Source organism: Streptomyces sp. NPDC020681, from assembly GCF_044334895.1.
Lineage (GTDB): Bacteria > Actinomycetota > Actinomycetes > Streptomycetales > Streptomycetaceae > Streptomyces.
In genome coordinates this window covers 114,388-136,974 of record NZ_JBIRTX010000012.1, presented here as the reverse complement: position 1 = coordinate 136,974, position 22,587 = coordinate 114,388, and the positions used below count along the sequence as shown (strand labels likewise).

Sequence of the window (22,587 nt, the reverse complement as noted above, 5' to 3'; positions counted from 1 at the left end):
CTGGTCGATTTGGGGGAGTCATGCCGGTCATATCGGCGCCGCAGGAATTCAACACCGAAGACCTCTATGTAAATCTCCGTGAGATGTACGGATTCCCGCTGCATCTGAAATGCGAGGGATTCAATTTCGCGGGGTCAATCAAACTCAAGGCAGCCGCGAGCATGATCGAGGCGGCCGAACGCAGCGGTGAACTCACCCAGGAATCGGTCCTGGTGGAGTCCTCGTCCGGAAATCTCGGCGTCGCGCTCAGCGTCATCGCCGCCGCCAAGGGCTACCGCTTCATCTGTGTCGTCGACTCGCGTACGAACCTGGCCACGCGCAAGGTCATCGAGTCGCTCGGCAGCGAGGTCCACACGATCTCCGAGCCGGCCGCCGAAGGCGGCTTCCTCGCGGCCCGGCTCGCGTACGTCCAGTCGCTGCTGGCCGGCGACCCGCGCTGTGTCTGGCTCAACCAGCACGCCAACCCGGACAACTGGCGGGCCCACTACCGCACCACGGCCCCGCAGATCGAGAAGCAGTTCCCCGAGCTGGAGCTGCTGTTCATCGGCGCAGGCACGACGGGCACGCTGATGGGCTGCGCCCGCTACTTCAAGGAGCAGCCCCGCCCGGTCACCGTCGTCGCCGTCGACAGCGTCGGCTCGGTCACCTTCGGCGGCCCGGCCGGCCGCCGCATGATCCCCGGTCTCGGCACCGGCGTGCGGCCGGCGCTCCTGGACACCTCGTACGTCGACGACATCGTGCACGTCCCCGAGGCGGACACCGTACGGGCCTGCCACACGCTCGCCCGCGGCGGATTCCTGTTCGGCGGCTCCACCGGCACCGTCGTCAGCGGCGCGCTGCGCTGGCTCGCCGAACACCGGCCCGGTGAGGACGTCTCCGCGGTCGCCATCGCGCCGGATCTCGGCGAGCGGTATCTCGACACCGTCTACCAGTCGAGCTGGGTCCGCGACATCTACGGCGACCTCGAAGGCCTGCCGGACGGGGCCAGTGGCCCCCGCGGCCAGGAACTCACCGATCTCTCTTCTGGAGCACTGCAGTCATGACCCCCAGCCGCACGCCGCAGCAGCTGCCGCTCTCCGCCGCGCAGCGCGAGATGTGGTACGGGCAGCAGGCGGACCCGGGCAACCCCGTGTTCACCATGGGCGACTACCTGGAGCTGCACGGTCCGCTCGACACCGACCGGCTGATCACGGCCTGGCAGCGGGTGCTGCGGGAAGCCGCCACGCTGCGCGCCCGGTTCACCGAGCACGACGGCGAGCCGCGCCAGAGCTTCGTCCCCGTCGAGGACCTCGCCGTCGAGACGATCGACCTGTCCGGCGACGACCGGCCGCGCCGGGCCGCCGAGGAGTTCATGCGGGACGACCTGCTCACGCCGCCGGACCTCACCGAGGCCACACTGCGCTCGGTGCTGCTCCGGCTCGGCCCGGAACACGCGGTGTTCTACATCCGCGTCAACCACATCCTCGTCGACGGCTTCAGCCGGGTCCTGATCTACAACCGGCTCGCCGAGGTGTACGCGGACCCGGACACGGAGGCCGGCGCGTTTCCCGCGCCGCAGACGCTGCTGGACGACGAGGCCGCGTACACCGCCACGGCGAAGCACGCCAAGGAACGCGCCTTCTGGCAGAGCCGGTTCGAGACCACGCCGGAGCCCGTCAGCCTCTCCTCGCGGCCGCTCGTGCCCGCGCGCCGCTCGCTGCGCCGCGAGGCGCTGCTGCCCGCCACGACCGTCGAGCGGCTGCGCGCGCTGGCCTGGGACACCAGGATCACGTGGCAGACGCTGCTGATCTCGGCGACCGGTGCGTACGTCCAGCGGGCCGCGGGCGTCGAGCGCGCGCTGCTCACGCTCGCCGTGCCTGCCCGTGCCACCGCGACCGCGCGTTCCGTCCCCGGAATGCGCGCCAACTTCCTGCCGCACCCGGTGCGGGTACGGCCCGGCCACACGGTGGCCGAGTTCCTGCGCGAGAGCGCCGGCGAACTGCGGGCCACACTGCGCCACCAGAACTACCGGGGCGACGAGGTCCGCCGCGACCTCGGCTTCACCGGCGACGCCGGCCGCTCACTCGGCCCGACCGTCAACGTCCTGGAGTCCGGCTTCGACTTCACCTTCGGCGAGTGCGCGGGACGGCTGCACAACCTCTCGACCGGCCCCGTCGACGACATGCAGATCATCTATCTCGACGCGGCCGCGGACGGCTATGCCGTACGCCTGGACGCAAATCCGGCCCTCTACACGGAGGACGAGCTGGAGCTGCACCAACTGCGGCTCTTCGGCTGGCTGGAGACGATCGCGGCGGCCGGTCCGGACGCGGTGCTGGGGCAGTTGGACGTACTGCTGCCGCATGAGCTCGGTGTGCTCGGCGACGAGTGGGGCGCGACCGCGGCGGACGACGGCGGCGAGCGCTTGGGCGTGGTCGAGCGGATACGCGACCACGCGGCGCGCCGGCCGGACAAGACGGCCGTCCAGGACGACCAGGGCTCGGTGACCTACGGCGAACTGGTGGGTCTGGGTTCGGCGTTGACGCGTCGGCTGGTGGCGGCTGGTGTGGGTCCGGACGGTCGGGTTGCGGTGCTCTGTGAGCCGGGTGTGCCGTTTGTGTCGGGTGTGCTGGGGGTTCTGGGGTCGGGTGCGGCGTGGGTGCCGTTGGATCTGCGGGCTCCGGTGGCGCGTACGGCGGCGCTGCTCGACGACAGCGGAGCGTCCGTTCTGTACGCGGGACCGGGGCAGGAAGCCCTGGTCCGGGAGATCGTGGACCGCTCGACGGCCACGCCGACGGTGGTGACCTGGGATGACGCGCGCGATGGTCAGACGGCTCTGGTGGAGCTGGCTGGTGCTGACGACGATCTGGCGTATGTGATTTTCACGTCGGGTTCGACGGGTCGGCCGAAGGGCGCGATGGTGCACCGGCGGGGGATGGCGAACCATCTGCTGGCCAAGGTGCAGGACCTGTCCATGTCGGCTTCGGATGTGGTGGTGCACAACGCGCCGGTGACGTTCGACATCTCGGTGTGGCAGATGCTGTCGCCGTTGATCGTCGGCGGACGGCTGGTCGTCGTCTCGCGCGAGACGTCCGCGGATCCGCAGGAACTGTTCGGACGCGTGGTCACCGACGGCGTCACCGTGCTGGAAGTCGTCCCGTCGCTGCTGCGCGCGGCCGTCGACGCGTGGGAGGCGGGCACGCCGAAGCCGTCGCTGGAGTCGCTGCGCGCGCTGATGGTGACGGGTGAGGCGCTGCCGGCGGATCTGGCGCGGACCTGGGTCGAGCTGGAGTCCCGGATCCCGCTGGTGAATGCCTATGGTCCGACGGAGTGTTCGGACGATGTGACGCATGCGGTGATCGGTGCGGGCAGTGAGCTGGGTGTTCGTGCTCCGATCGGTCATGCGGTGCGTAACACGCGGTTGTATGTGCTGGATTCGGCGCTGCGGCCGGTGGTGCCGGGCGTGCCGGGTGAGTTGTACGTCGGTGGTGTAGGTGTCGGTCGCGGATATCTGGATGACACGCGCAAGACGGCGGTGACGTTCCTGGCGGATCCGTACGCGGACGACAGTGGTGCGCGGATGTACCGGACGGGTGACCGGGTGGTGCAGCGGCCGGACGGTCAGCTGGAGTTCCTGGAGCGGGTCGACCATCAGGTCAAGATCCGTGGTCACCGGATCGAGCTGGGTGAGATCGAGGCTGCGCTGCGGTCGGTCGAAGGAGTGTCGGACGCGGCTGCGGCGGTGCACGACGGCCGGCTCGTCGGCTATGTCGTCGGCACGGCCGACAACGCCAAGAGCACTCTCGCGAGCGTGCTGCCGGACTACATGGTCCCCAGCGCCTTCGTCACCCTCGACGCCCTTCCACTGACGGGCAACGGAAAGGTCGACCGCAAAGCACTCCCCGCACCCGACCCCGCCACCCTCACCGCAGACATGCGTGCTCCGCGTGACGCACGCGAACAGGCCCTCTGCGAGATCTTCGCCGACGTCCTCGGCCTCCCGGCCGTCGGCATCGACGACCACTTCTTCGACCTCGGCGGGCACTCGCTGCTCGCCACCAAGGTCGCCGCCCGTATCCGTACGCGGCTCGGCGTCGAGCTCGCCATCCGCACCTTCTTCCAGGCGCCGACCGTCGCCGCGCTCGCCGAGCATCTTGCCGACTCCGGCGAGACCGTCACCGTCCGGCCCGCGCTCACCGCCGCTGCCGTACGGCCCGGAGAGCTTCCGCTCTCGCCGGCCCAGCAGCGGCTCTGGTTCCTCAACCAGCTGGAGAACGGCTCCGCGACCTACCATCTGCCGTTCGCCGTACGGCTGACCGGCACTCTGGACGCGGACGCGCTCACCGGCGCGCTGCGCGACGTCGTCGTCCGGCACGAGGCCCTGCGGACCGTCTTCCCGGACACCGACGGACGCCCGCGTCAGCAGGTGATCCCCGCCACCGAGGTCCGTATCGAGCTGCCGATCACGCAGATCAACGAGGACGCGCTCGGCGACAGGCTCACCGCAACCGCCGTACGGTCCTTCGACCTCGCCACCGAACTGCCGCTGCGCGCCGAGCTGTTCGCGCTCGCGCCGGACCGGCACGTACTGCTGCTGGTACTGCACCACATCGCATCGGACGGCTGGTCCATCGTGCCGCTCGCCCGCGATCTGGCCGAGGCCTATGGCGTACGGAGGGACGGCCGCGTGCCGGACTGGGCGCCGCTGCCCGTGCAGTATCCGGACTACACGCTCTGGCAGCGTGAACTGCTCGCCACGGTCACGGACGAGCAGCTCGCCTACTGGAAGGAGGCGCTGGCCGGGCTTCCGGAGGAGCTGGAGCTGCCGACGGACCATCCGCGTCCCGCGGTCTCCACCCACCAGGGCGGCACCGTCGAGTTCCGCATCGACGGCGAACTGCACACCGCCGTCACCAAGCTGGCCCGGCAGCAGGGCGCGAGCACCTTCATGGTGCTCCAGGCCGCGCTCGCCACGCTGCTCTCCAAGCTCGGCACGGGCACCGACATCCCGCTCGGCACGCCCGTGGCGGGCCGCACCGACTCCGCGCTGGACGAGCTCGTCGGGTTCTTCGTCAACACGCTGGTGCTGCGCGCCGATCTGTCCGGCGATCCGACGTTCCGCGAGCTGCTGGATCGCGTACGGGCCGCGGACCTGGCCGCGTACGCGCACCAGGACCTGCCGTTCGAGGCGCTGGTCGACGCGCTCGCGCCGAGCCGGTCGCTGGCACGGCAGCCGCTGTTCCAGACCATGCTGGCGTTCCAGAACAACGCGGCCGCCGAACTGGCTCTGCCCGGACTCGCCCTGGAGGTGACCCCGGTCCGCACCGGCGCCGCCAAGCTGGATCTGGCCTTCGAGCTGACCGAGCGGCACGCCGCCGACGGATCGCCCGCCGGCATCGACGCCGTACTCGAATACAGCACCGACCTCTTCACCGCCGGGTCCGCCGGCTCGATCGCCGACCGGCTCGGCCATCTCCTCGGCGCCCTGGTCGGTGACCCCGACCGCCGCATCGGACAGGCCGACGCGCTGCTGCCGGCGGAGGCCGACCGCATTCTCGGCGAGTGGGCCGGTCCCACCCAGCCCGTCGACATCGCTCCGGTGCACGAGCTGTACGCGGCGAAGGCCGCGCAGCAGCCCGCCCACCCGGCCCTGGTCTTCGGCGAACAGACCATCAGCTACGCGGAGTTGGACACCCGCGCCAACCGGCTCGCCCATGAGCTGATCGCGCACGGCACCGGCCCCGGAGATCTGGTCGCGCTGCTGCTGCCGCGCTCGCCCGAGATGGTGATCGCGCTCCTCGCGGTGCTGAAGGCGGGCGCGGCGTATCTCCCGGTCGACCCGGCGTACCCGCTGGACCGCATCGCCTACATGATCGAGGACTCGCGGCCCGCGCTCGCGCTGACGATGGCCGCCGAGTCCGCGGGCCTCGGCGAATCGCCCGTACCGCGTCTCCTGCTCGACGACGCGCGGGTGCGTGCGGACATCGCTGCACGCTCCGACCGCGCGCCCGCCGACGCCGACCGGACCGGTCCGCTGACCGCGCGTCACCCGGCGTACGTCATCTACACCTCGGGCTCCACCGGCCGTCCCAAGGGCGTCGTCGTCGAACACCGCACGGTCGCCGTGATGGTCGCCGACCAGGGCCCGCGGATGAGCATCGGACCGGACACCCGCTGGCTCCAGTTCGCGTCGTTCAGCTTCGACGCGGCGACCTGGGAGCTCTCCATCGGGCTGCTGTCCGGCGCGACCATGGTGCTGTCCTCGGCACAGGACCGCGGTCCCGGCGAGCCGCTCGCCGAACTCGTCGAGCGCAGCGGCGTGAACATGGTCTGCCTGCCGCCGACCGTGCTCTCCGCCTGGCCGCAGGACCGGCCCATGCCCGAGGGCGTACAGCTGGTCGTGGCCGGCGAGGCCTGCCCGCCGGAGCTGGTCGAACGCTTCTCGCGCGGCCGCGTGATGCTCAACGCGTACGGCCCGACCGAGGCCACCGTCTGCTCCAGCATCAGCCGCCCGCTGGCCGGCGCGGTCAAGCCGCCCATCGGCTTCCCGCTGCACAACACCCGGCTCTACGTCCTCGACGCGCTGCTGCGTCCGGTGCCGCCCGGCGTCACCGGCGAGCTGTACATCGGCGGAGCGCAGCTGGCCCGCGGCTATCTGCGCAGGCCGTCGCTGACCGCAGGACGCTTTGTCGCCGACCCGTTCGCGAAGCAGCCGGGCGGCCGGATGTACCGCTCCGGCGACCTGGTGCGCTGGAACGCCGACGGCAGCCTCGACTATGTGGGCCGCGTCGACGACCAGGTGAAGCTGCGCGGCTTCCGCATCGAACTCGGCGAGATCGAGGGCGTGCTGCTGGCCCGCGACGACATCGCGCAGGCCGCGGTGATCGTCCGCGAGGAGCGTCCCGGCGACAAGCGGCTGGTCGCGTACGCGGTCCCGGCGACGGGCGCCGCGGACCCTCGAGAACTGCGCACCCATCTCGCTGCCGCACTGCCTGAGCACATGGTCCCGGCGGCCGTCGTCCTGCTGGACGAGCTGCCGCTCACCGGCAACGGCAAACTGGACCGCCGCGCACTGCCCGCGCCCGACTACACGGCGGTCACCTCGGGCCGCGCCGCCGCCAACGAGCGGGAGGCCGCGTTCTGCCAGGCATACGCCGAAGTCCTGGGCCTCGGTCAGGTGGGCGCCGACGACAGCTTCTTCGACCTCGGCGGCGACAGCATCAGCTCCATCCAGCTGGTCAGCAAGGCACGGGCGGCGGGCCTCGCGATCACCGCGCAGGACGTGTTCGTGCACCGCACTCCGCAGGGGCTCGCGCTCGTGGCCCGCGCCGCCGGCCAGGTCGAGATCGTGGGGGCGGGCGACGGGACCGGCACAGTGCTGCCGACGCCGATCACCAGCTGGTTCGACGAGATCGCGGGACCCGTGGACGGTTTCCACCAGGCGGCGGTGGTCCGGACCCCGGCTGGCGCGACCCCGGAGAGGATCACTGCCGCACTCCAGGCCGTCCTGGACCACCACGATGTGCTGCGGCTGCACGCGGAGGAGATCCGCGAGGCCGGTTCCGTACATGCGGAGGATGTGCTGCGCCGAGTGGACGCGGCCGAGGTCGCGGACGCCCAACTGCCCGCTCTCGTACGGCAGGCGGCCGACCGCACCTGGCGTGAGCTGTCGCCGCGCGAAGGAGCCGTGCTGCGGGCCGTCTGGATCGACGCGGGCCCGGACCGCCCCGGCCGGCTGCTGCTGACCCTGCACCACCTGGTCGTGGACGGCGTCTCCTGGCGGATTCTGCTGCCCGACCTGGCGCAGGCGTACGAGCAGCCGGACCGGCCGCTCGCTCCCGTCGGCACGTCCTTCCGGCAGTGGGCGCGGCTCCTTCACACGGAGGCGGCCGGCCGTACGTCCGAACTTCCGCTGTGGGAAGAGGTGCTGGCAGGCGGCGAGCTCCCGATCGGGCGGCGTCCGCTCGATCCCGCGCTGGACACCGCGGCCACCGCGCACCGGCTGCGCCTGGAACTGCCCGCCGAGCGCACGGCCGCGCTGCTCACCGAGGTCCCGGCGGTCTTCCACGCCGAGATCAACGATGTGCTGCTGACCGCGCTTGCGCTGTCCGTCGCCGACTGGCGGCGGCAGCGGAACGAACCGCAGCAGGTCCTGCTGGAACTGGAGGGCCACGGCCGCGAACAGATCGTGCCCGGGACCGATGTCTCCCGCACGGTCGGCTGGTTCACCAGCACCCACCCGGTGCGGCTCGATGTCGGGCTGCCGGACTGGGACGACATCCGGGCCGCCGGATCTTCGGTGGGCCAGGTGCTCAAGGAGATCAAGGAGCAGCTGCGGCAGCTGCCCGACCACGGCATGGGCCACGGCCTGCTGCGCCACCTCAACCCGGACACGGCCGGGCAGCTCCGACGCCACCCGGCGCCGCAGCTCGGCTTCAACTACCTGGGCCGGATGGCGCTTCCGGAAGCCGCCGACTGGCAGCTCGCCGCCGAATCGCTGGACGTGGCGGCCGGCACCGACCCGGGCATGCCGCTGCCGCACGCGCTCGGCGTCAACGCGCGCACCGAGGACCGGCCGGACGGCCCGCGCCTGGTCGCCGACTGGGCGTGGGCGGGGCTCACGGTGGCGGACGCGGACGCGGAGGCCGTCGCACGCGGCTGGTTCCGCGCGCTGGAGGCCCTCGCCGAGCATGCCGCGCGGCCCGACGCGGGCGGCTTCACACCGTCGGACCTGTCGCTGGTCGAGGGACTCGACCAGGGCGAGATCGACGAGTTCGAGAACGAGTTCGCAGATGACTGGGGGACAGAGCAGTGAGCGGTACGACACAGAAACCACAGAAGCCGGGGGGCGGCCTCAGCGACGTACTGCCGCTGACGCCGCTCCAGGAAGGGCTGCTGTTCCACGCCGTCTACGACCGGCAGCAGCTCGACGTGTACTCCGTGCAGCTCGTCCTCGACCTCGAAGGACCGCTCGACCGTGCCGCGCTCAGGTCGGCCGCGGCGGGTCTGCTGCACCGCCACCCGAATCTGCGCTCCGGCTTTCGGTACCGCAAGAACGGGCAGCCTGTGCAGCTGGTGCCGCGCGAAGTGCCGGTGCCGTGGCGGGAGTTGGAGGCCGCCGAGGATCTCGACGAGCTCACCGACCGCGACCGGTCGGAGCCGTTCGACGTCGGCCGGCCGCCGCTGATCCGCTTCACCGTGATCGGCACCGGTCCCGACCGGCACCGTCTGCTGATCACCTGCCACCACATCCTGCTGGACGGCTGGTCGATGCCGATCCTGTTGAAGGAGCTGTTCGCGGCGTACGGAGCCGGGGGCGACGCGACCGGTCTGCCCGCGGTCACCACGTACAAGACGTATCTGTCGTGGCTCGCCGGCCAGGACCAGGAAGGTGCCGCTGCCGCCTGGCAGCAGCTGCTGACCGGTCTGGAGGAGCCCACCCGGCTCGTCCCGGCCCCGCCGGGACGCGCGCCCGTGCTGCCCGAACAGCACGTCGCCCGGCTCGACGAGGATGCGACGCGCCGCCTCACCGCCTGGGCGCGGGAGCGGGGCGTGACGATCTCCAGCGTGCTCCAGGGCGTGTGGGCGGTGGTGCTGTCGGCGCTGACCGGCCGCGACGACGTCGTCTTCGGCACGACCACGTCGGGCCGTCCGCCGGAGCTTGCGGGCGTCGAGTCGATGGTCGGCCTCTTCATCAACACGCTGCCGGTCCGGCTGGCGGCCCCGGCCTCCCGCACGCTCGCCTCGGTCGTCGCCACGGCGCAGGACCAGCACACCGCGCTGCTTCCGCACCAGCACCTGGGCCTGTCCCGCATCCAGCAGGACGCGGGCCACGGCGAACTCTTCGACACCGTCCTGATCTTCGAGAACTACCCGCTCGACCGTCAGGCTCTGCACGACGCGGTCCCCGGCCTCACGGTCACCGGCATCCAGGGCCGCGACGCGACGCACTACCCGCTCTCGCTGCTGGTCCTCCCGGGCGAGCGCCTGACGCTCCGCCTGGACCACGCACCGGACCTGGTCACGGCGGCCGAGGCGGCAGCGATCTGCGGCCGGGTGCTCCGGCTCCTGGAGTCGCTGCCGGACGTCGCGGACCTGCCGCTGGCGAGGCTCGACCTGCTGAGCGGCGACGAGCGCTCGCTGCTGCTGGGCACGTACAACGACACGGCACGGGCGTACCCGACGCAGCCGCTGCGTGCCCAGCTGGGCGCACCCGCTGATGCGCACGCTCCCGCGCTCCGGTGCGGCAGCACCCGGCTCAGCTACGCCCAACTGCACGCCCGTGCCGACCGGCTCGCCCACGAGCTCGCCGCCCGCGGCGCCGCACCCGGCACGCTCGTCGCCATAGCCCTGCCCCGCTCCGTCGACCTGATCGTCTCGACCCTCGCCGTCGTCAAGGCGGGCGCGGCCTATCTGCCGCTCGACCCGGACTACCCGGCCGACCGCATCGGCTACATGCTCGACGACGCCGATCCCGTTCTCGTCCTCACCACCACCGGCGTCGCCGAGGCGCTGCCCGCCGTCACCGAGCGGCCCTGGCTCGCCCTCGACACCGACGCGACCGCGGAGCTCGTCGCCGCCCGCCCCACCGGCCCCGTCCCGACGCCGGACCCGGACCCGCAGGACACGGCGTACACGATCTACACCTCGGGCTCCACCGGCCGCCCCAAAGGCGTCGTCGTCCCGCAGAACGCGCTGATCAACCTCGTCCACGACATGGCCGAGCGCTTCAGGATCGGTGCGGACGACCGCTTCCTGTCCGTCACCACGTTCGGCTTCGACATCTCCAACCTGGAGATCCTCGTGCCGCTGCTGGCCGGCGCGGAACTGGTGCTCGCCGAGCGCGACACCGTACGCGACCCAGCGGCCCTCGCCCGGCTGATCACCGACAGCGACGCCACCGTCATGCAGGCGACGCCGACGCTGTGGCACGCCCTTGTCACCGAGCAGCCGGACAGCCTCGCCGCCCTGCGCGTGCTGATCGGCGGTGAGGCCGTCGGCGAGCCGCTCGCCGACGCGCTGCGGGCCGCGGCCCGCGAGGTCACCAATGTGTACGGGCCGACGGAGACGACCATCTGGTCGACCGCGGCCACGCTGGACGGCGTACGCGGCGGAGTGCCGCCGATCGGCCGGCCCATCGCCAACACGCAGGTGTACGTGCTCGACGACGCACTGCGTCCGGCCCCGGCCGGCGCGATCGGCGAGCTGTACATCGCCGGCGACGGCGTCGCCCGCGGCTACCACGGCAGGCCGTCGCTGACCGCGACCCGCTTCGTGCCCGACCCGTACGGCCCGCCCGGCACCCGGATGTACCGCACCGGAGACGTCGTGCGCTGGGGCGCGGACGGGCAGATCGAGTACATCGGCCGGGCGGACCACCAGGTCAAGATCCGCGGCTTCCGGATCGAACTCGGCGAGATCGAGTCCGCGCTCGCCGCCCACCCGGACGTCGCACAGGCGACGGTCCTGGCGCGCGAAGACCGGCCGGGGGACACCCAGTTGGTCGCGTACACCGTCGCGGCCGACTCAGGCACCGCCGATCCGGCCGCGCTCCGCGCCCACCTGGCCGAGTCCCTGCCGTCCCACATGGTCCCCGCCCTGTTCGTCACCATGGACGCGCTGCCGCTGACCGCCAACGGCAAGGTCGACCGCAAGCTGCTTCCGGCGCCCGACCCCGCGCTGCGCACCGCCGGCCGCGCACCCCGCACCCCGCAGGAGCAGCTGCTGTGCGAGGCGTTCGCCGAGGTGCTCGGCCTGTCGGCCGCACCCGGACCCGAGGACTCGTTCTTCGAACTCGGCGGTCACTCGCTGCTCGCCACCCGGCTCGTCGGCCGGATCAGGGCCGCGCTCGGCGCCGATCTGCCGGTCCGCGCGGTCTTCGAGTCGCCGACCCCGGCGGAGCTCGCGGCCCGGCTGGACACCGCGGGCGAGGCCCGCACCGCACCCGCGCCGGCCGTCCGCCCCAAGGTGCTGCCGCTTTCGCCCGCTCAGCAACGGCTGTGGTTCCTCGGCCAGTTGGAGGGCGAGAACCCGGCGTACAACATCCCGGTCGCCGTCCGGCTGACCGGTGAACTGGACACCGACGCGCTTGCGGCGGCCGTACAGGACGTCGTCGTACGCCACGAGGCGCTGCGCACCCGCTTCCCGGACGTCGACGGCCGGCCGCGGCAGGAGGTGCTGGCCGCCGACGCCGTACGGATCGAACTGCCGGTCACCGAGCTGACAGACGGCACGGTGGAGTCGGCGGCCCGCCGCGGCTTCGACCTCGCGACCGAACTGCCCCTGCGGGCATCCCTGTTCAGGGCCTCGGCCGCCGAGCACGTACTGCTTCTGGTTGTGCACCACATCGCCGCGGACGGCTGGTCGGTCGGCCCGCTCGGCGCCGATCTGGCCCGCGCGTACGAGGCCCGCCGCCAGGGCTCGGCGCCCGCCTGGTCGCCGCTGCCGGTCCAGTACGCCGACTACACGCTCTGGCAGCGCGATCTGCTGGACACGGTCTCCGGCGAGCAGCTCGCCCACTGGAAGGAGGCGCTGGCCGGACTGCCGGAGGAGCTGGAGCTGCCGACGGACCATGCCCGGCCCGCGGCTCCGACGTACCGGGGCGGCACGGTCGAATTCCGCATCGACGGCGAACTGCACGCCGCGGTCGGCAAGTTGGCGCGCTCCTCGGGCGCAAGCACCTTCATGGTGCTCCAGGCCGCGCTCGCCACGCTGCTGTCCAGGCTCGGCGGCGGCGACGACATCCCGCTCGGCACACCGGTCGCCGGTCGCACGGACCCGGTGCTCGACGACCTGGTGGGACTCTTCGTCAACACGCTCGTCCTGCGCACCGACCTGTCCGGCGATCCGACCTTCCGCGAGCTGATCGAGCGCGTCCGGACCGCCGACCTGGCGGCGTACGCGCACCAGGATCTGCCGTTCGAGGCGCTGGTCGACGCGCTCGCGCCGGCCCGCTCGCTGTCGCGGCACCCGCTGTTCCAGACGATGCTCACGCTGCACAACACGCCAGACTCGGCTGTCCAGTTGGCCGGCACCGAGTCCGAGCCGCTGCTGGTCACCACGGGGACGGCGAAGGCGGACCTGGCCTTCGAGCTCTTCGAGCGGCGCACGGCCGAAGGTGCGCCGGACGGGATCGACGCCGTACTGGAGTACAGCAGCGACCTCTTCGGCGCGACGACCGCGCAGTCCGTGGCCGACCGGCTCACGCATCTGCTCGGCGCGCTGGTCGGCAGCCCGGACCGGCCGGTCGGCGAGGCCGACGCGCTGCTGCCCGACGAGCGGCGGCGGACCGAGGACGGCTGGTCGGCGACGGCCGCCGACGATCCGTACGCGGGTGTGGTCGAGCGCATCAGGGAGATCGCGTCACTGCACGCCGACGACCGCGCCGTTCAGGACGACCAGGGCTCGGTGTCGTACGGCGAGCTGGTGGGTCTGGGTTCGGCGTTGTCGCGTCGGCTGGTGGCGGCTGGTGTGGGTCCGGATGGTCGGGTTGCGGTGCTCTGTGAGCCTGGTGTGCCGTTTGTGGTTGGTGTGCTGGGGGTTCTGGGGTCGGGTGCGGCGTGGGTGCCGCTGGATCTGCGGGCTCCGGTGGCGCGTACGGCGGCGCTGCTCGACGACAGCCGGGCCGACGCGCTCTATGTCGGTCCCGGCCAGGAGCAGCTGGCGCGCGAGATTCTGTCCCGTACGGCCACCGCGCCGACCGTCGTCGCGTGGAACGGCGCACAGGACGCGCCGGACGCGCTCGCACCGCTCGCCGGACACCCGGACGATCTGGCGTATGTGATTTTCACGTCGGGTTCGACGGGTCGGCCGAAGGGCGCGATGGTGCACCGGCGGGGGATGGTCAATCATCTGCTGGCCAAGGTGCAGGACCTGTCGATGTCGGCTTCGGACGTCGTGGTGCACAACGCGCCGGTGACGTTCGACATTTCGGTGTGGCAGATGCTGTCGCCGCTGATCGTCGGCGGACGGCTGGTCGTCGTCTCGCGCGAGACCGCGTCCGATCCGCAAGAGCTCTTCGGGCGGATCGCGAAGGACGGGGTCACGGTCCTGGAGGTCGTGCCGTCGCTGCTGAAGGCGGCGGTCGACTCCTGGCAGGACGGTCTCGTACGACCCGAGCTCGCCCCGCTGGACTGGCTGATGGTCACCGGCGAGGCGCTGCCCGCCGATCTGGCGCGGCAGTGGCTGGAGCTCGCGCCGCACATTCCACTCATCAATGCCTATGGTCCGACGGAGTGTTCGGACGATGTGACGCATGCGGTGATCGGTGCGGGCAGTGAGCTGGGTGTTCGTGCTCCGATCGGTCATGCGGTGCGTAACACGCGGTTGTATGTGCTGGATTCGGCGTTGCGGCCGGTGGTGCCGGGCGTGCCGGGTGAGTTGTACGTCGGTGGTGTAGGTGTCGGTCGCGGATATCTGGATGACACGCGCAAGACGGCGGTGACGTTCCTGGCGGATCCGTACGCGGACGACAGTGGTGCGCGGATGTACCGGACGGGTGACCGGGTGGTGCAGCGGCCGGACGGTCAGCTGGAGTTCCTGGAGCGGGTGGACCATCAGGTCAAGATCCGTGGTCACCGGATCGAGCTGGGTGAGATCGAGGCTGCGCTGCGGTCGGTCGAAGGAGTGTCGGACGCGGCTGCGGCGGTGCACGACGGCCGGCTTGTCGGCTATGTCGTCGGCACGGCCGACAACGCCAAGACGACTCTCGCGAGCGTGCTGCCGGACTACATGGTCCCCAGCGCCTTCGTCACCCTCGACGCCCTTCCACTGACAGGCAACGGAAAGGTCGACCGCAAAGCCCTCCCCGCACCCGACCCCGCCACCGTCTCGACGGGCCCTGCGCGACTGCCCCGTACCGACTCCGAGCGCACCCTGTGCGAAGTCTTCGCCGCGGTCCTCGGCCTGCCCGAGGTCTCCATCGACGACAACTTCTTCGACCTCGGCGGCGACAGCATCCGCTCCATCGAAGTGGTCGCACGCGCCCGCCGGGCCGGCCTGAGCATCACCGCGGCCGATGTCTTCACCTACAAGTCGGTCGTCGCGCTGGCCGCGGCGGTCGGCGAGGCGGAGGCCGTGCCGACCGTCGGCACCGACGACGGCGTCGGCCTGTTCGCGCCGACTCCGGTCATGCTCCGCATGCTCGAAGAAGGCGGGCCGGTCGACGGCTTCAACCAGTCCGTCGTGCTCACCACGCCCGCCGGCCTCGACGCCGACCGCCTGGTCACCGCTCTCCAGCGGGTCGTCGACCACCACGACGCGCTGCGTCTGCGCCTCCTCGGCCACGCACCCGCGACCTGGCAGCTGACCACCGGCGAGCCCGGCTCCGTACCTGCCCGTCCGCTGCTGACCCGGGTCGACGCGTCGCACCGGGCGTACCAGGACGAGCAACTGCTCACGCGAGCCGTCGCCGCACAGTCGATGGCGGCCCGCGACCGGCTCGCCCCGCGCGACGCGGTCAATCTCCAGGCGGTCTGGCTGGACCGCGGCCTGGACCGTCCCGGCCGGCTGATCCTGATGCTGCACCACCTGGTCGTGGACGGCGTCTCCTGGCGGATCCTGCTGCCGGATCTGCTCTCCGCGTACGAGACGCCGAAGACGGCTCTCGACCCGGTGGGCACCTCCTTCCGGCACTGGTCGCAGCTGCTGCACACCCAGGCGACCGAAGGCCTGCGCGCAACCGAACTGCCGCTCTGGCAGACGCAGTTGACGCAGTTGGCGCACTCCGACGCCAGGATCGGCAGCAGAGCACTCGACCGCTCGCAGGACACGTACGCCACCGCCCGCAAGCTGCGGCTGACCCTCCCGGCCGAGCACACCGCGCCGCTCATGGACCGCGGCCCGGCCGCCTTCCAGGCCGAGATCAACGATCTGCTGCTCGCCGCGCTCGCGCTCGCCGTCGAGGAGTGGCGCGGCGGCGGAGCGCTCGTCGAGGTCGAGACGCACGGCCGTGAACAGCTGCATCCGGGCATCGACCTGTCGCGCACGGTCGGCTGGTTCACGAGCACCCACCCGGTGCTGCTGCGGGCCGCCGGACTCGGCGCCGAACAGGCGGTGAAGGAGGTACGGGAACAGCTCGCCGCACTGCCCGAACACGGCCTGGGCCACGGCATCCTGCGCCACCTCTGCGAGGAGCGCACGCTCGCGGTCGACCCGCAGCTGGGCTTCAACTACCTGGGCCGCTTCACCGGTGTTCAGTCGTACGGCGCGGAGTGGGCGGCGGCGCCCGAGTCGCGGGAGGCCTTCGCGCCGGCCGCGGACGGCATGCCGCTGGGCCATGTCCTGGAGCTGGACGCGCTGGTCGAGGACGGGCCGCAGGGGCCCGAGCTGGTCGCCAACTGGACCTGGGCGGGCCTCGTGCTGGACGACGGGGACGCCGAGGCGCTGGCGCACGGCTGGTTCCGCGCGCTGCGCACGCTGGCCGACCGGGCCGGCGAACTCGCCCACGCCCGGCCGCGGTCCACGCAGGCCCAGTCCGGCAGCCGGACCCCGGCGCTGCTCACCGAGGCGTTCGAGACCCTGCTGCCGATCCGTCCCGACTCGGACGGCACCCGCCCGCCACTGTTCTTCCTGCACGGCGGCGTGGGACTGAGCTGGCCGTATCTCGGACTCGCCGAACATCTGGACCCGGAATTGCCGGTATATGGATTCCAGGCGTCCGGAATTGTCACCGAAGCGCCCCTTCCGGCATCAATCGCGGAAATGGCCCAGGAATATGTGCGGCGAATTCTGGAAATCCAGCCCAAAGGGCCCTACTATCTTATTGGTTGGTCGTTCGGCGGACTTCTCGCCCATGCGGCCGCGACCCGCCTGGAAGCACTCGGCCACCGCGTCGCCTTCCTCGCGAACCTCGACAGCTACCCCGTTCCGGAGCCCGACGGCATCCCGGACCACCGGGCGCTGCTCGCCAAGATCCTGGAGTACTGCGGATACGACCCGCAGCTGTTCCAGGGCCGCGAGCCGCAGCTCAGCGAGGTGCTTGAGCTGTTCCGGCGGGATGCGAACCCGCTGGCGGGACTCGACGAGGAGCAGCTGGGCCGGCTGCTGCGGATCGTGCGCAACCACGCCGTCCTCAGCGCCGAGTTCACTCCCGACCGCTTCAGCGGCGACGTTCTCTTCCTCTCCGCCGCACTCGGAACCGACGAGAACTCACCGACCACCGCGGAATGGGCCCCGTACATCGGCGGCCGCATCCTGCACCACAGCATCGAATCGGACCACGACGGAATGATGCGCCCCGAACCGCAGGGGGCGATCGGACGCATCATCGCCGCGCACCTTTCAGGCATCGCAGAATTCACGGAGGACGCACGATGAAGAACAACCCGTTCGACGACGAGAACGGCACTTTCCTGGTCCTGGTCAACGACGAGGGACAGCACTGCGTCTGGCCGGAGTTCGCCGCCGTGCCCGACGGCTGGACCACCGTCCTGCCGGCCGGCACCCGCGAAGCCGCACTCGACCACATCGAGCGGACCTGGACCGACATGCGGCCCGCGTCCCTCGTCCAGCAGACGGCCTGACCGCCGACACCGCCACCCCCTCATCCCGACTCATTCGAGAGGCATCCCATGACTGTCAACGCACCTGCCGACGTGGCGGCCGTCCGGGCCATCATCATCGACGTCCTCGAGCTCGACGCCGAGGAGCTCACCAGCACCAGCCTGTTCATCGAGGACCACGGCGCCGACTCGCTCGGCGCGATCGAGATCCTGTCCCGCATCGAGGCCGAACTCGGCGTGGTCATCCCGCAGGAGGACCTGATCAAGCTGGTCCACCTGGACGCCGTGCTCGAGGTACTGGCCACAGCCGAAGGACGGCAGCCGTGAGCGCCGGGCCTCGCCGGGTCGTGCTGACCGGCTGCGGGGTCCTGTCCAGCATCGGCACCGGAGTCGAGGAGTTCACCGAATCCCTGCGCTCCGGCCGGGTCGGCACCTCCGAGATCAGCGTCTTCGACACCACCGGCTTCCCGGGCAACCGCGGCCACGAGGTGCACGGCTTCGATCCGGCGGCCCGGCTCCGTACCGTACGGCCCGAAGAGACCGGACGGGCCTCGCAGTTCTCCGCGGCGGCCGCCCGTATGGCGCTCGACGACGCCGGACTGACCGAGGAGCAACTGCGCGGACAGCGCGGCACCATCGTCATCGGCACCACCGACGGCGAGGTCGGCGAACTCGACCTGCTCACCGAGTCCGCGCTCGCCATCGGTCTCAGCGCCTTCACCGGCCAGTCGCTGCGCAGGACCGCGACCAACAGCCTCGCGCTGAACGTCGCCCGTGAACTGGGCCTGTCCGACGTCGAGACCAGCACCATCGCCACCGCCTGCGCCGCCGGCAACTACGCCATCGGCAACGGCTACGACGCGGTGCGCGGCGGCGAGGCCGAATGGGCACTGGTCGGCGGCGCGGACGCGCTGAACCGCAAGACTTTCGCGGGGTTCTCCCGGCTCGGCCTGATCTCACCCGACGAGTGCCGGCCGTTCGACGCCGACCGCAAGGGCCTGCTCACCGGCGAAGGCGCGGGCCTGCTGCTCCTCGAGACCGAGGAGTCGGCGCTCGCCCGCGGCGCGCACATCTACGCCGAAGTGCTCGGCTACGGCCTCAACTGCGACGCCGCGCACCCCACCGCACCCGAGGAGGACAGCGTCGCGCGCTGCATCCGCCTCGCGCTCCAGAACGCCTCCGTCAAGCCGGAGGAGGTCGACCTGATCTCCGCGCACGGCACCGGCACGCCGACCAACGACGGCACCGAGATCGCCGCGATCCGCCAGGTCTTCGGCGACTTCACGCCGCGCACCGTCGGCCTCAAGGGCCTCATCGGCCACACCATGGGCGCGGCGAGCGCGCTCGGCGCCATCGCATCGGCGCTGGCGATCCGGCACGGCTTCATCCCGCCGACCGCGAACCACCGCGAGACGGACCCGGGTTTCGCCGACGCCGTCGACGTGGTGCCGAACGAGTCGGTCGCGGCGGATGTGCGGATCGTGCAGAACAACGGCCTCGCGTTCGGCGGCAACAACGCCGTCGTGCTGCTCGGCCGCCACGAGAACCCGCGACGCCACGAAAACCCCCGACGTCACGAGAACCCCCGAGGGGAGTACGCCCGATGAGCACCACCGCGCTGATCACCGCGTGGTCGGCCGTTTCGCCGTACGGCATCGGCGGTGACGCCCTGGCCGAAGGACTGCGCTCGCGCAGCGCGCCCGAGCCGTCCGCCGCGCCGGAGGAATGGCTGTCCGACCCTTCCGCCACCGCCCGTCTCGTACCCGGCTTCGACGTCCGCGAGGCGCTCGGCCGGGTCGGCACGCGCGGCATGGACCGGATGACGGGCCTTGCGGCCGTGGCGGTACGGGAACTGCTCGGCGACGACGAAGGCGGCCTCGGCACCGGGCTCGTCCTGGGCACGGCGGCCGGCGGAGTCCAGGGCTTCCTGGAGTTCACCAAGGCCTCCTTCGAAGGCGAACGGCCCATCGACGTACCGCCGTCGAAGGTCCCCAACATGGCCATGAACAGGGCCGCTTCGGCGAGCGCGATCCGCCACCACCTCAAGGGCCCGAACTCCACGGTCGCGGCCGGCCGGCTCTCCGGGCTGATCGCACTCGCGCACGCCCGGCGGCTGCTCGCCGACGGCCGCGCCGAGCGGGTGCTGTGCGGCTCGGTGGAGGAGTACTCCGCGGGCCGCGCGCAACTGGAACACCGTGCGTACGGAACCGAGCGCGTCCTCGGCGAAGGCTGCGCGATGGTCCTGCTGGAGCCCGCCGACGCGGCGCCGGCACAACCGCTGGCCGAAGTCCTCTCCGTGCACCATCGCATCGCGCTGACCGGCGACTTCGCGGACGCGCTGTCCGCGACGGTGCACGCCGCTCTGAGGGCGGCGGGCGTGCGCCCCGACGAGATCTGGGCGGTGGTCCCGGGCGGTGCGCCCGGGTCGGCCGGCGAGCAGGAACAGCAGGTGCTCCAAGCCCTGTTCGAGACTTCCGTACGCGACCGGGTCCAGGCCCCGGACCTCCTCGGCGACACCGCCGCGGCCACCGGCGCCTTCCAGCTCGCCGCGCTCCTCGCCGCGCCCGACGGCGCGGGCCGTACGGCGCTCATCACGGCCACCGACCCGGACGGCCCGGTGGGCTGCGCGGTCGTCAAACTCCTGGCAGGTGCGGCATGAGCACCCGTCCCGTCGCTCTGATCAGCGGCGGCTCCCGCGGCATCGGACGAGCGGTGGCCCTGCGGCTCGCCGAGGACGGCCACGACATCTCGTTCTGCTACCGCGGCGACGAACAGGCCGCCGCGGTGGTCGAGAAGGAACTCGCCGAGGCGGGCGCGCGCTCGCTGGCCGCACGCGTCGACGTCACCGACGCGGAGGCGGTACGCGCCTGGGTCAGCCGTACGGAAAAGGACTTCGGCCCGATCGCGGTCGCCGTCACCTCCGCCGGCATCACCCGCGACAAGCCGCTGCTGATGATGTCCGACACCGAATGGCACGAGGTCGTCGACACCAACCTCGACGGCGTCTACCACGTCTGCCGGGCGGTCGTCTTCCCCATGCTCAAGCGCCGCGCGGGCAGCATCGTCACGGTCTCGTCGGTCTCCGGCGTGCAGGGCAACGCGGGCCAGACGAACTACGCGGCATCCAAGGCCGGGATCATCGCCTTCTCCCGCTCCCTCGCCAAGGAGGTCGGCCGCCGCGGCATCCGCGTCAACGCGGTCGCCCCAGGGCTGATCGACACGGACATGTCGTCCTCGCTCGACGAATCGGTGAAGGACCAGGTCACCGAACGCACAGCTCTGGGCCGCCCGGGCCTGCCCTCGGAAGTGGCGGACGCGGTCGCGTTCCTGGCGTCGCCCAGGTCGAGCTACATCACGTCGGCGGTCCTCCCCGTGGACGGCGGCCTATGACCCCCGCGCCTCTTGCACCCGGCCAGTGCCAGCTCTGGTGGGCCTCATCCGCCGACGCCCACCCCGACCTCGTCCGCCACCTCTCCTCCCACAACCGCACCCGGCTCGCCGCCCTGCGCAACCCCGCCGCCCGGGCTCTCTACCTCACCGCCCACGCCCTCGCGCGCACCGTCGTCGCGGCCCAACTCGGGCTCGGCACCGCCGAGCTGGAGATGACCGTCGTGTGCAAACACTGCGGCGGCCCGCACGGCAAACCCCAGCCTCCCGAGCCACTCCATCTGTCCCTCTCCCACTCCGGCGGTCTCGTCGTCGTCGCCATTGCCCACTCCACGCCCGTCGGCGTCGACGTCGAGGAGATCTCCCCGTACTCGGACGATGTCGCCGCCCGCGTCCTCGCCCCGCAGGAGCGCGCCGTACTCGCCGCGCTCCCGCCACCCGCGCGGCCTGTCGGCTTCACCCGCTACTGGACCCGCAAGGAGGCCCTGCTCAAGTCCACCGGCGACGGTCTCGCCGTCGCGCCCGACCTGCTCAAGGTGACCGCGCCGGACGCCCCGCCGCGGCTGCTGTCCTGGGACGGCCCCACCCGCCCCGCACTGCCGCTGCGGCTGTACGACCTGGACGCGGGCCCAGGTCACCGCGGTGCGCTGGCCGCGGTCGGCGCGCCGCTGCGGCTGTCCAGCCACGACGGAAGTTCACACCTGCGTCTCCACACCACCGAAAGGGAACCGGCTTCATGAGCCCCAGGATCGCCGTCATCGCCGACGCACTCAGTCCGTCCGCCGTATCGGTACTCGGCCGCGACGGCACGGTCGAGGTGCGCCACGTCGACGGCACCGACCGCCCGGCGCTGCTCGCGGCTCTCGCCGACGCCGACGCCGTGCTCGTGCGCTCCGCCACCACCGTCGACGCCGAGGCGCTGGCCGCCGCCCCGCGCCTGAAGGTGGTCGCCCGCGCGGGCGTCGGCCTGGACAACGTCGATGTGCCCGCCGCCACCGCGGCCGGTGTCATCGTCGTCAACGCACCCGCCTCCAATGTCGTCAGCGCCGCCGAGCACGCCGTCGCGCTGCTCCTCGCCGTCGCCCGTCATGTCCCGCAGGCGGACGCCGCACTCAAGGCGGGCCGCTGGGCGCGCAAGGCGTACACCGGTGTGGAGTTGGCCGGAAAGACGCTCGGGGTGCTCGGGCTCGGCCGCATCGGCTCGCTGGTGGCACGCCGGATGGCCGCCTTCGACATGGAGATCGTCGCGTACGACCCGTATGCCGACGAGGAGCACGCACAAGAGCTCGGCGTACGGCTCGTCCCTCTGGACGAACTGCTCGCCCGCGCACAGTTCCTGACGGTGCATCTGCCGCGCACTCCGGAGACGACCGGCCTGATCGGCTTCGACGCGCTCCAGCGCGTACGCACGGACGTGCGCGTCGTCAATGCCGCCCGCGGCGGCATCGTCGACGAGAACGAGCTGTACGCGGCGCTCAAGGAGGGCCGGATCGCCGGTGCCGCGCTCGACGTCTACGAGAGCGAGCCCTGCACCGACTCTCCGCTGTTCGAACTGCCCAACGTGGTGGTGACCCCGCACCTCGGCGCCAGTACGCCCGAGGCGCAGGAGCGCGCCGGCACCCAGGCCGCCGAATCCGTGCTCCTCGCGCTGGCCGGCGCACCCGTCCCCGATGCCGTCAACGTGCCCGACGTCGTCAACGCCTCCGGCCAGGCCCTCGCG

Annotated in this window: 9 protein-coding genes and 1 pseudogene; all 10 read left to right on the top strand. The window is 71.8% G+C overall.

Annotated features, from left to right (window positions below; translation table 11 throughout):
• Nucleotides 1-20 precede the first annotated feature (20 nt).
• Nucleotides 21-1,043: a 2,3-diaminopropionate biosynthesis protein SbnA gene (gene sbnA / locus ACH4YL_RS26365; protein WP_398509909.1), complete on the top strand. Its 1,023-nt coding sequence runs from the start codon at nucleotides 21-23 to the stop codon at nucleotides 1,041-1,043.
• Nucleotides 1,040-8,794, top strand: a complete 7,755-nt coding sequence (locus ACH4YL_RS26360) for an amino acid adenylation domain-containing protein (RefSeq protein ID WP_398509908.1) — start codon at nucleotides 1,040-1,042, stop codon at nucleotides 8,792-8,794. Before sbnA ends, ACH4YL_RS26360 begins: the two co-directional genes overlap by 4 nt.
• A complete protein-coding gene (locus ACH4YL_RS26355) occupies nucleotides 8,791-17,295 on the top strand; it encodes an amino acid adenylation domain-containing protein (RefSeq protein WP_398509907.1) in 8,505 nt (2,834 codons plus the stop codon). The genes ACH4YL_RS26360 and ACH4YL_RS26355 overlap by 4 nt, the downstream gene beginning before the upstream one ends.
• Nucleotides 17,292-17,501 carry an MbtH family protein gene (locus ACH4YL_RS26350; protein ID WP_398509906.1) on the top strand — a complete coding sequence of 70 codons (210 nt, stop codon included), beginning with the start codon at nucleotides 17,292-17,294 and terminating at the stop codon, nucleotides 17,499-17,501. The genes ACH4YL_RS26355 and ACH4YL_RS26350 overlap by 4 nt, the downstream gene beginning before the upstream one ends.
• Before the next feature lie 48 nt (nucleotides 17,502-17,549).
• Nucleotides 17,550-17,807: an acyl carrier protein gene (locus ACH4YL_RS26345; protein WP_398509905.1), complete on the top strand. Its 258-nt coding sequence runs from the start codon at nucleotides 17,550-17,552 to the stop codon at nucleotides 17,805-17,807.
• Nucleotides 17,804-19,087: a beta-ketoacyl-[acyl-carrier-protein] synthase family protein gene (locus ACH4YL_RS26340; RefSeq protein WP_398509904.1), complete on the top strand. Its 1,284-nt coding sequence runs from the start codon at nucleotides 17,804-17,806 to the stop codon at nucleotides 19,085-19,087. Before ACH4YL_RS26345 ends, ACH4YL_RS26340 begins: the two co-directional genes overlap by 4 nt.
• Entirely contained in the window at nucleotides 19,084-20,139 is a 1,056-nt protein-coding gene (locus ACH4YL_RS26335) for a beta-ketoacyl synthase N-terminal-like domain-containing protein (RefSeq protein WP_398509903.1), read from the top strand. Before ACH4YL_RS26340 ends, ACH4YL_RS26335 begins: the two co-directional genes overlap by 4 nt.
• The gene (fabG, locus tag ACH4YL_RS26330; RefSeq protein WP_398509902.1) at nucleotides 20,136-20,870 is read left to right on the top strand and encodes a 3-oxoacyl-[acyl-carrier-protein] reductase; all 735 of its coding nucleotides are present in this window, start codon (nucleotides 20,136-20,138) and stop codon (nucleotides 20,868-20,870) included. The genes ACH4YL_RS26335 and fabG overlap by 4 nt, the downstream gene beginning before the upstream one ends.
• Nucleotides 20,867-21,607 (top strand): 4'-phosphopantetheinyl transferase family protein, encoded by a 741-nt coding sequence (locus ACH4YL_RS26325; protein ID WP_398509901.1) that lies wholly within the window; start codon nucleotides 20,867-20,869, stop codon nucleotides 21,605-21,607. The genes fabG and ACH4YL_RS26325 overlap by 4 nt, the downstream gene beginning before the upstream one ends.
• Nucleotides 21,604-22,551, top strand: a pseudogene (locus ACH4YL_RS26320) (hydroxyacid dehydrogenase); the annotation flags it as partial. The gene ACH4YL_RS26325 and the pseudogene ACH4YL_RS26320, both read left to right, overlap by 4 nt.
• Nucleotides 22,552-22,587: the final 36 nt, after the last annotated feature.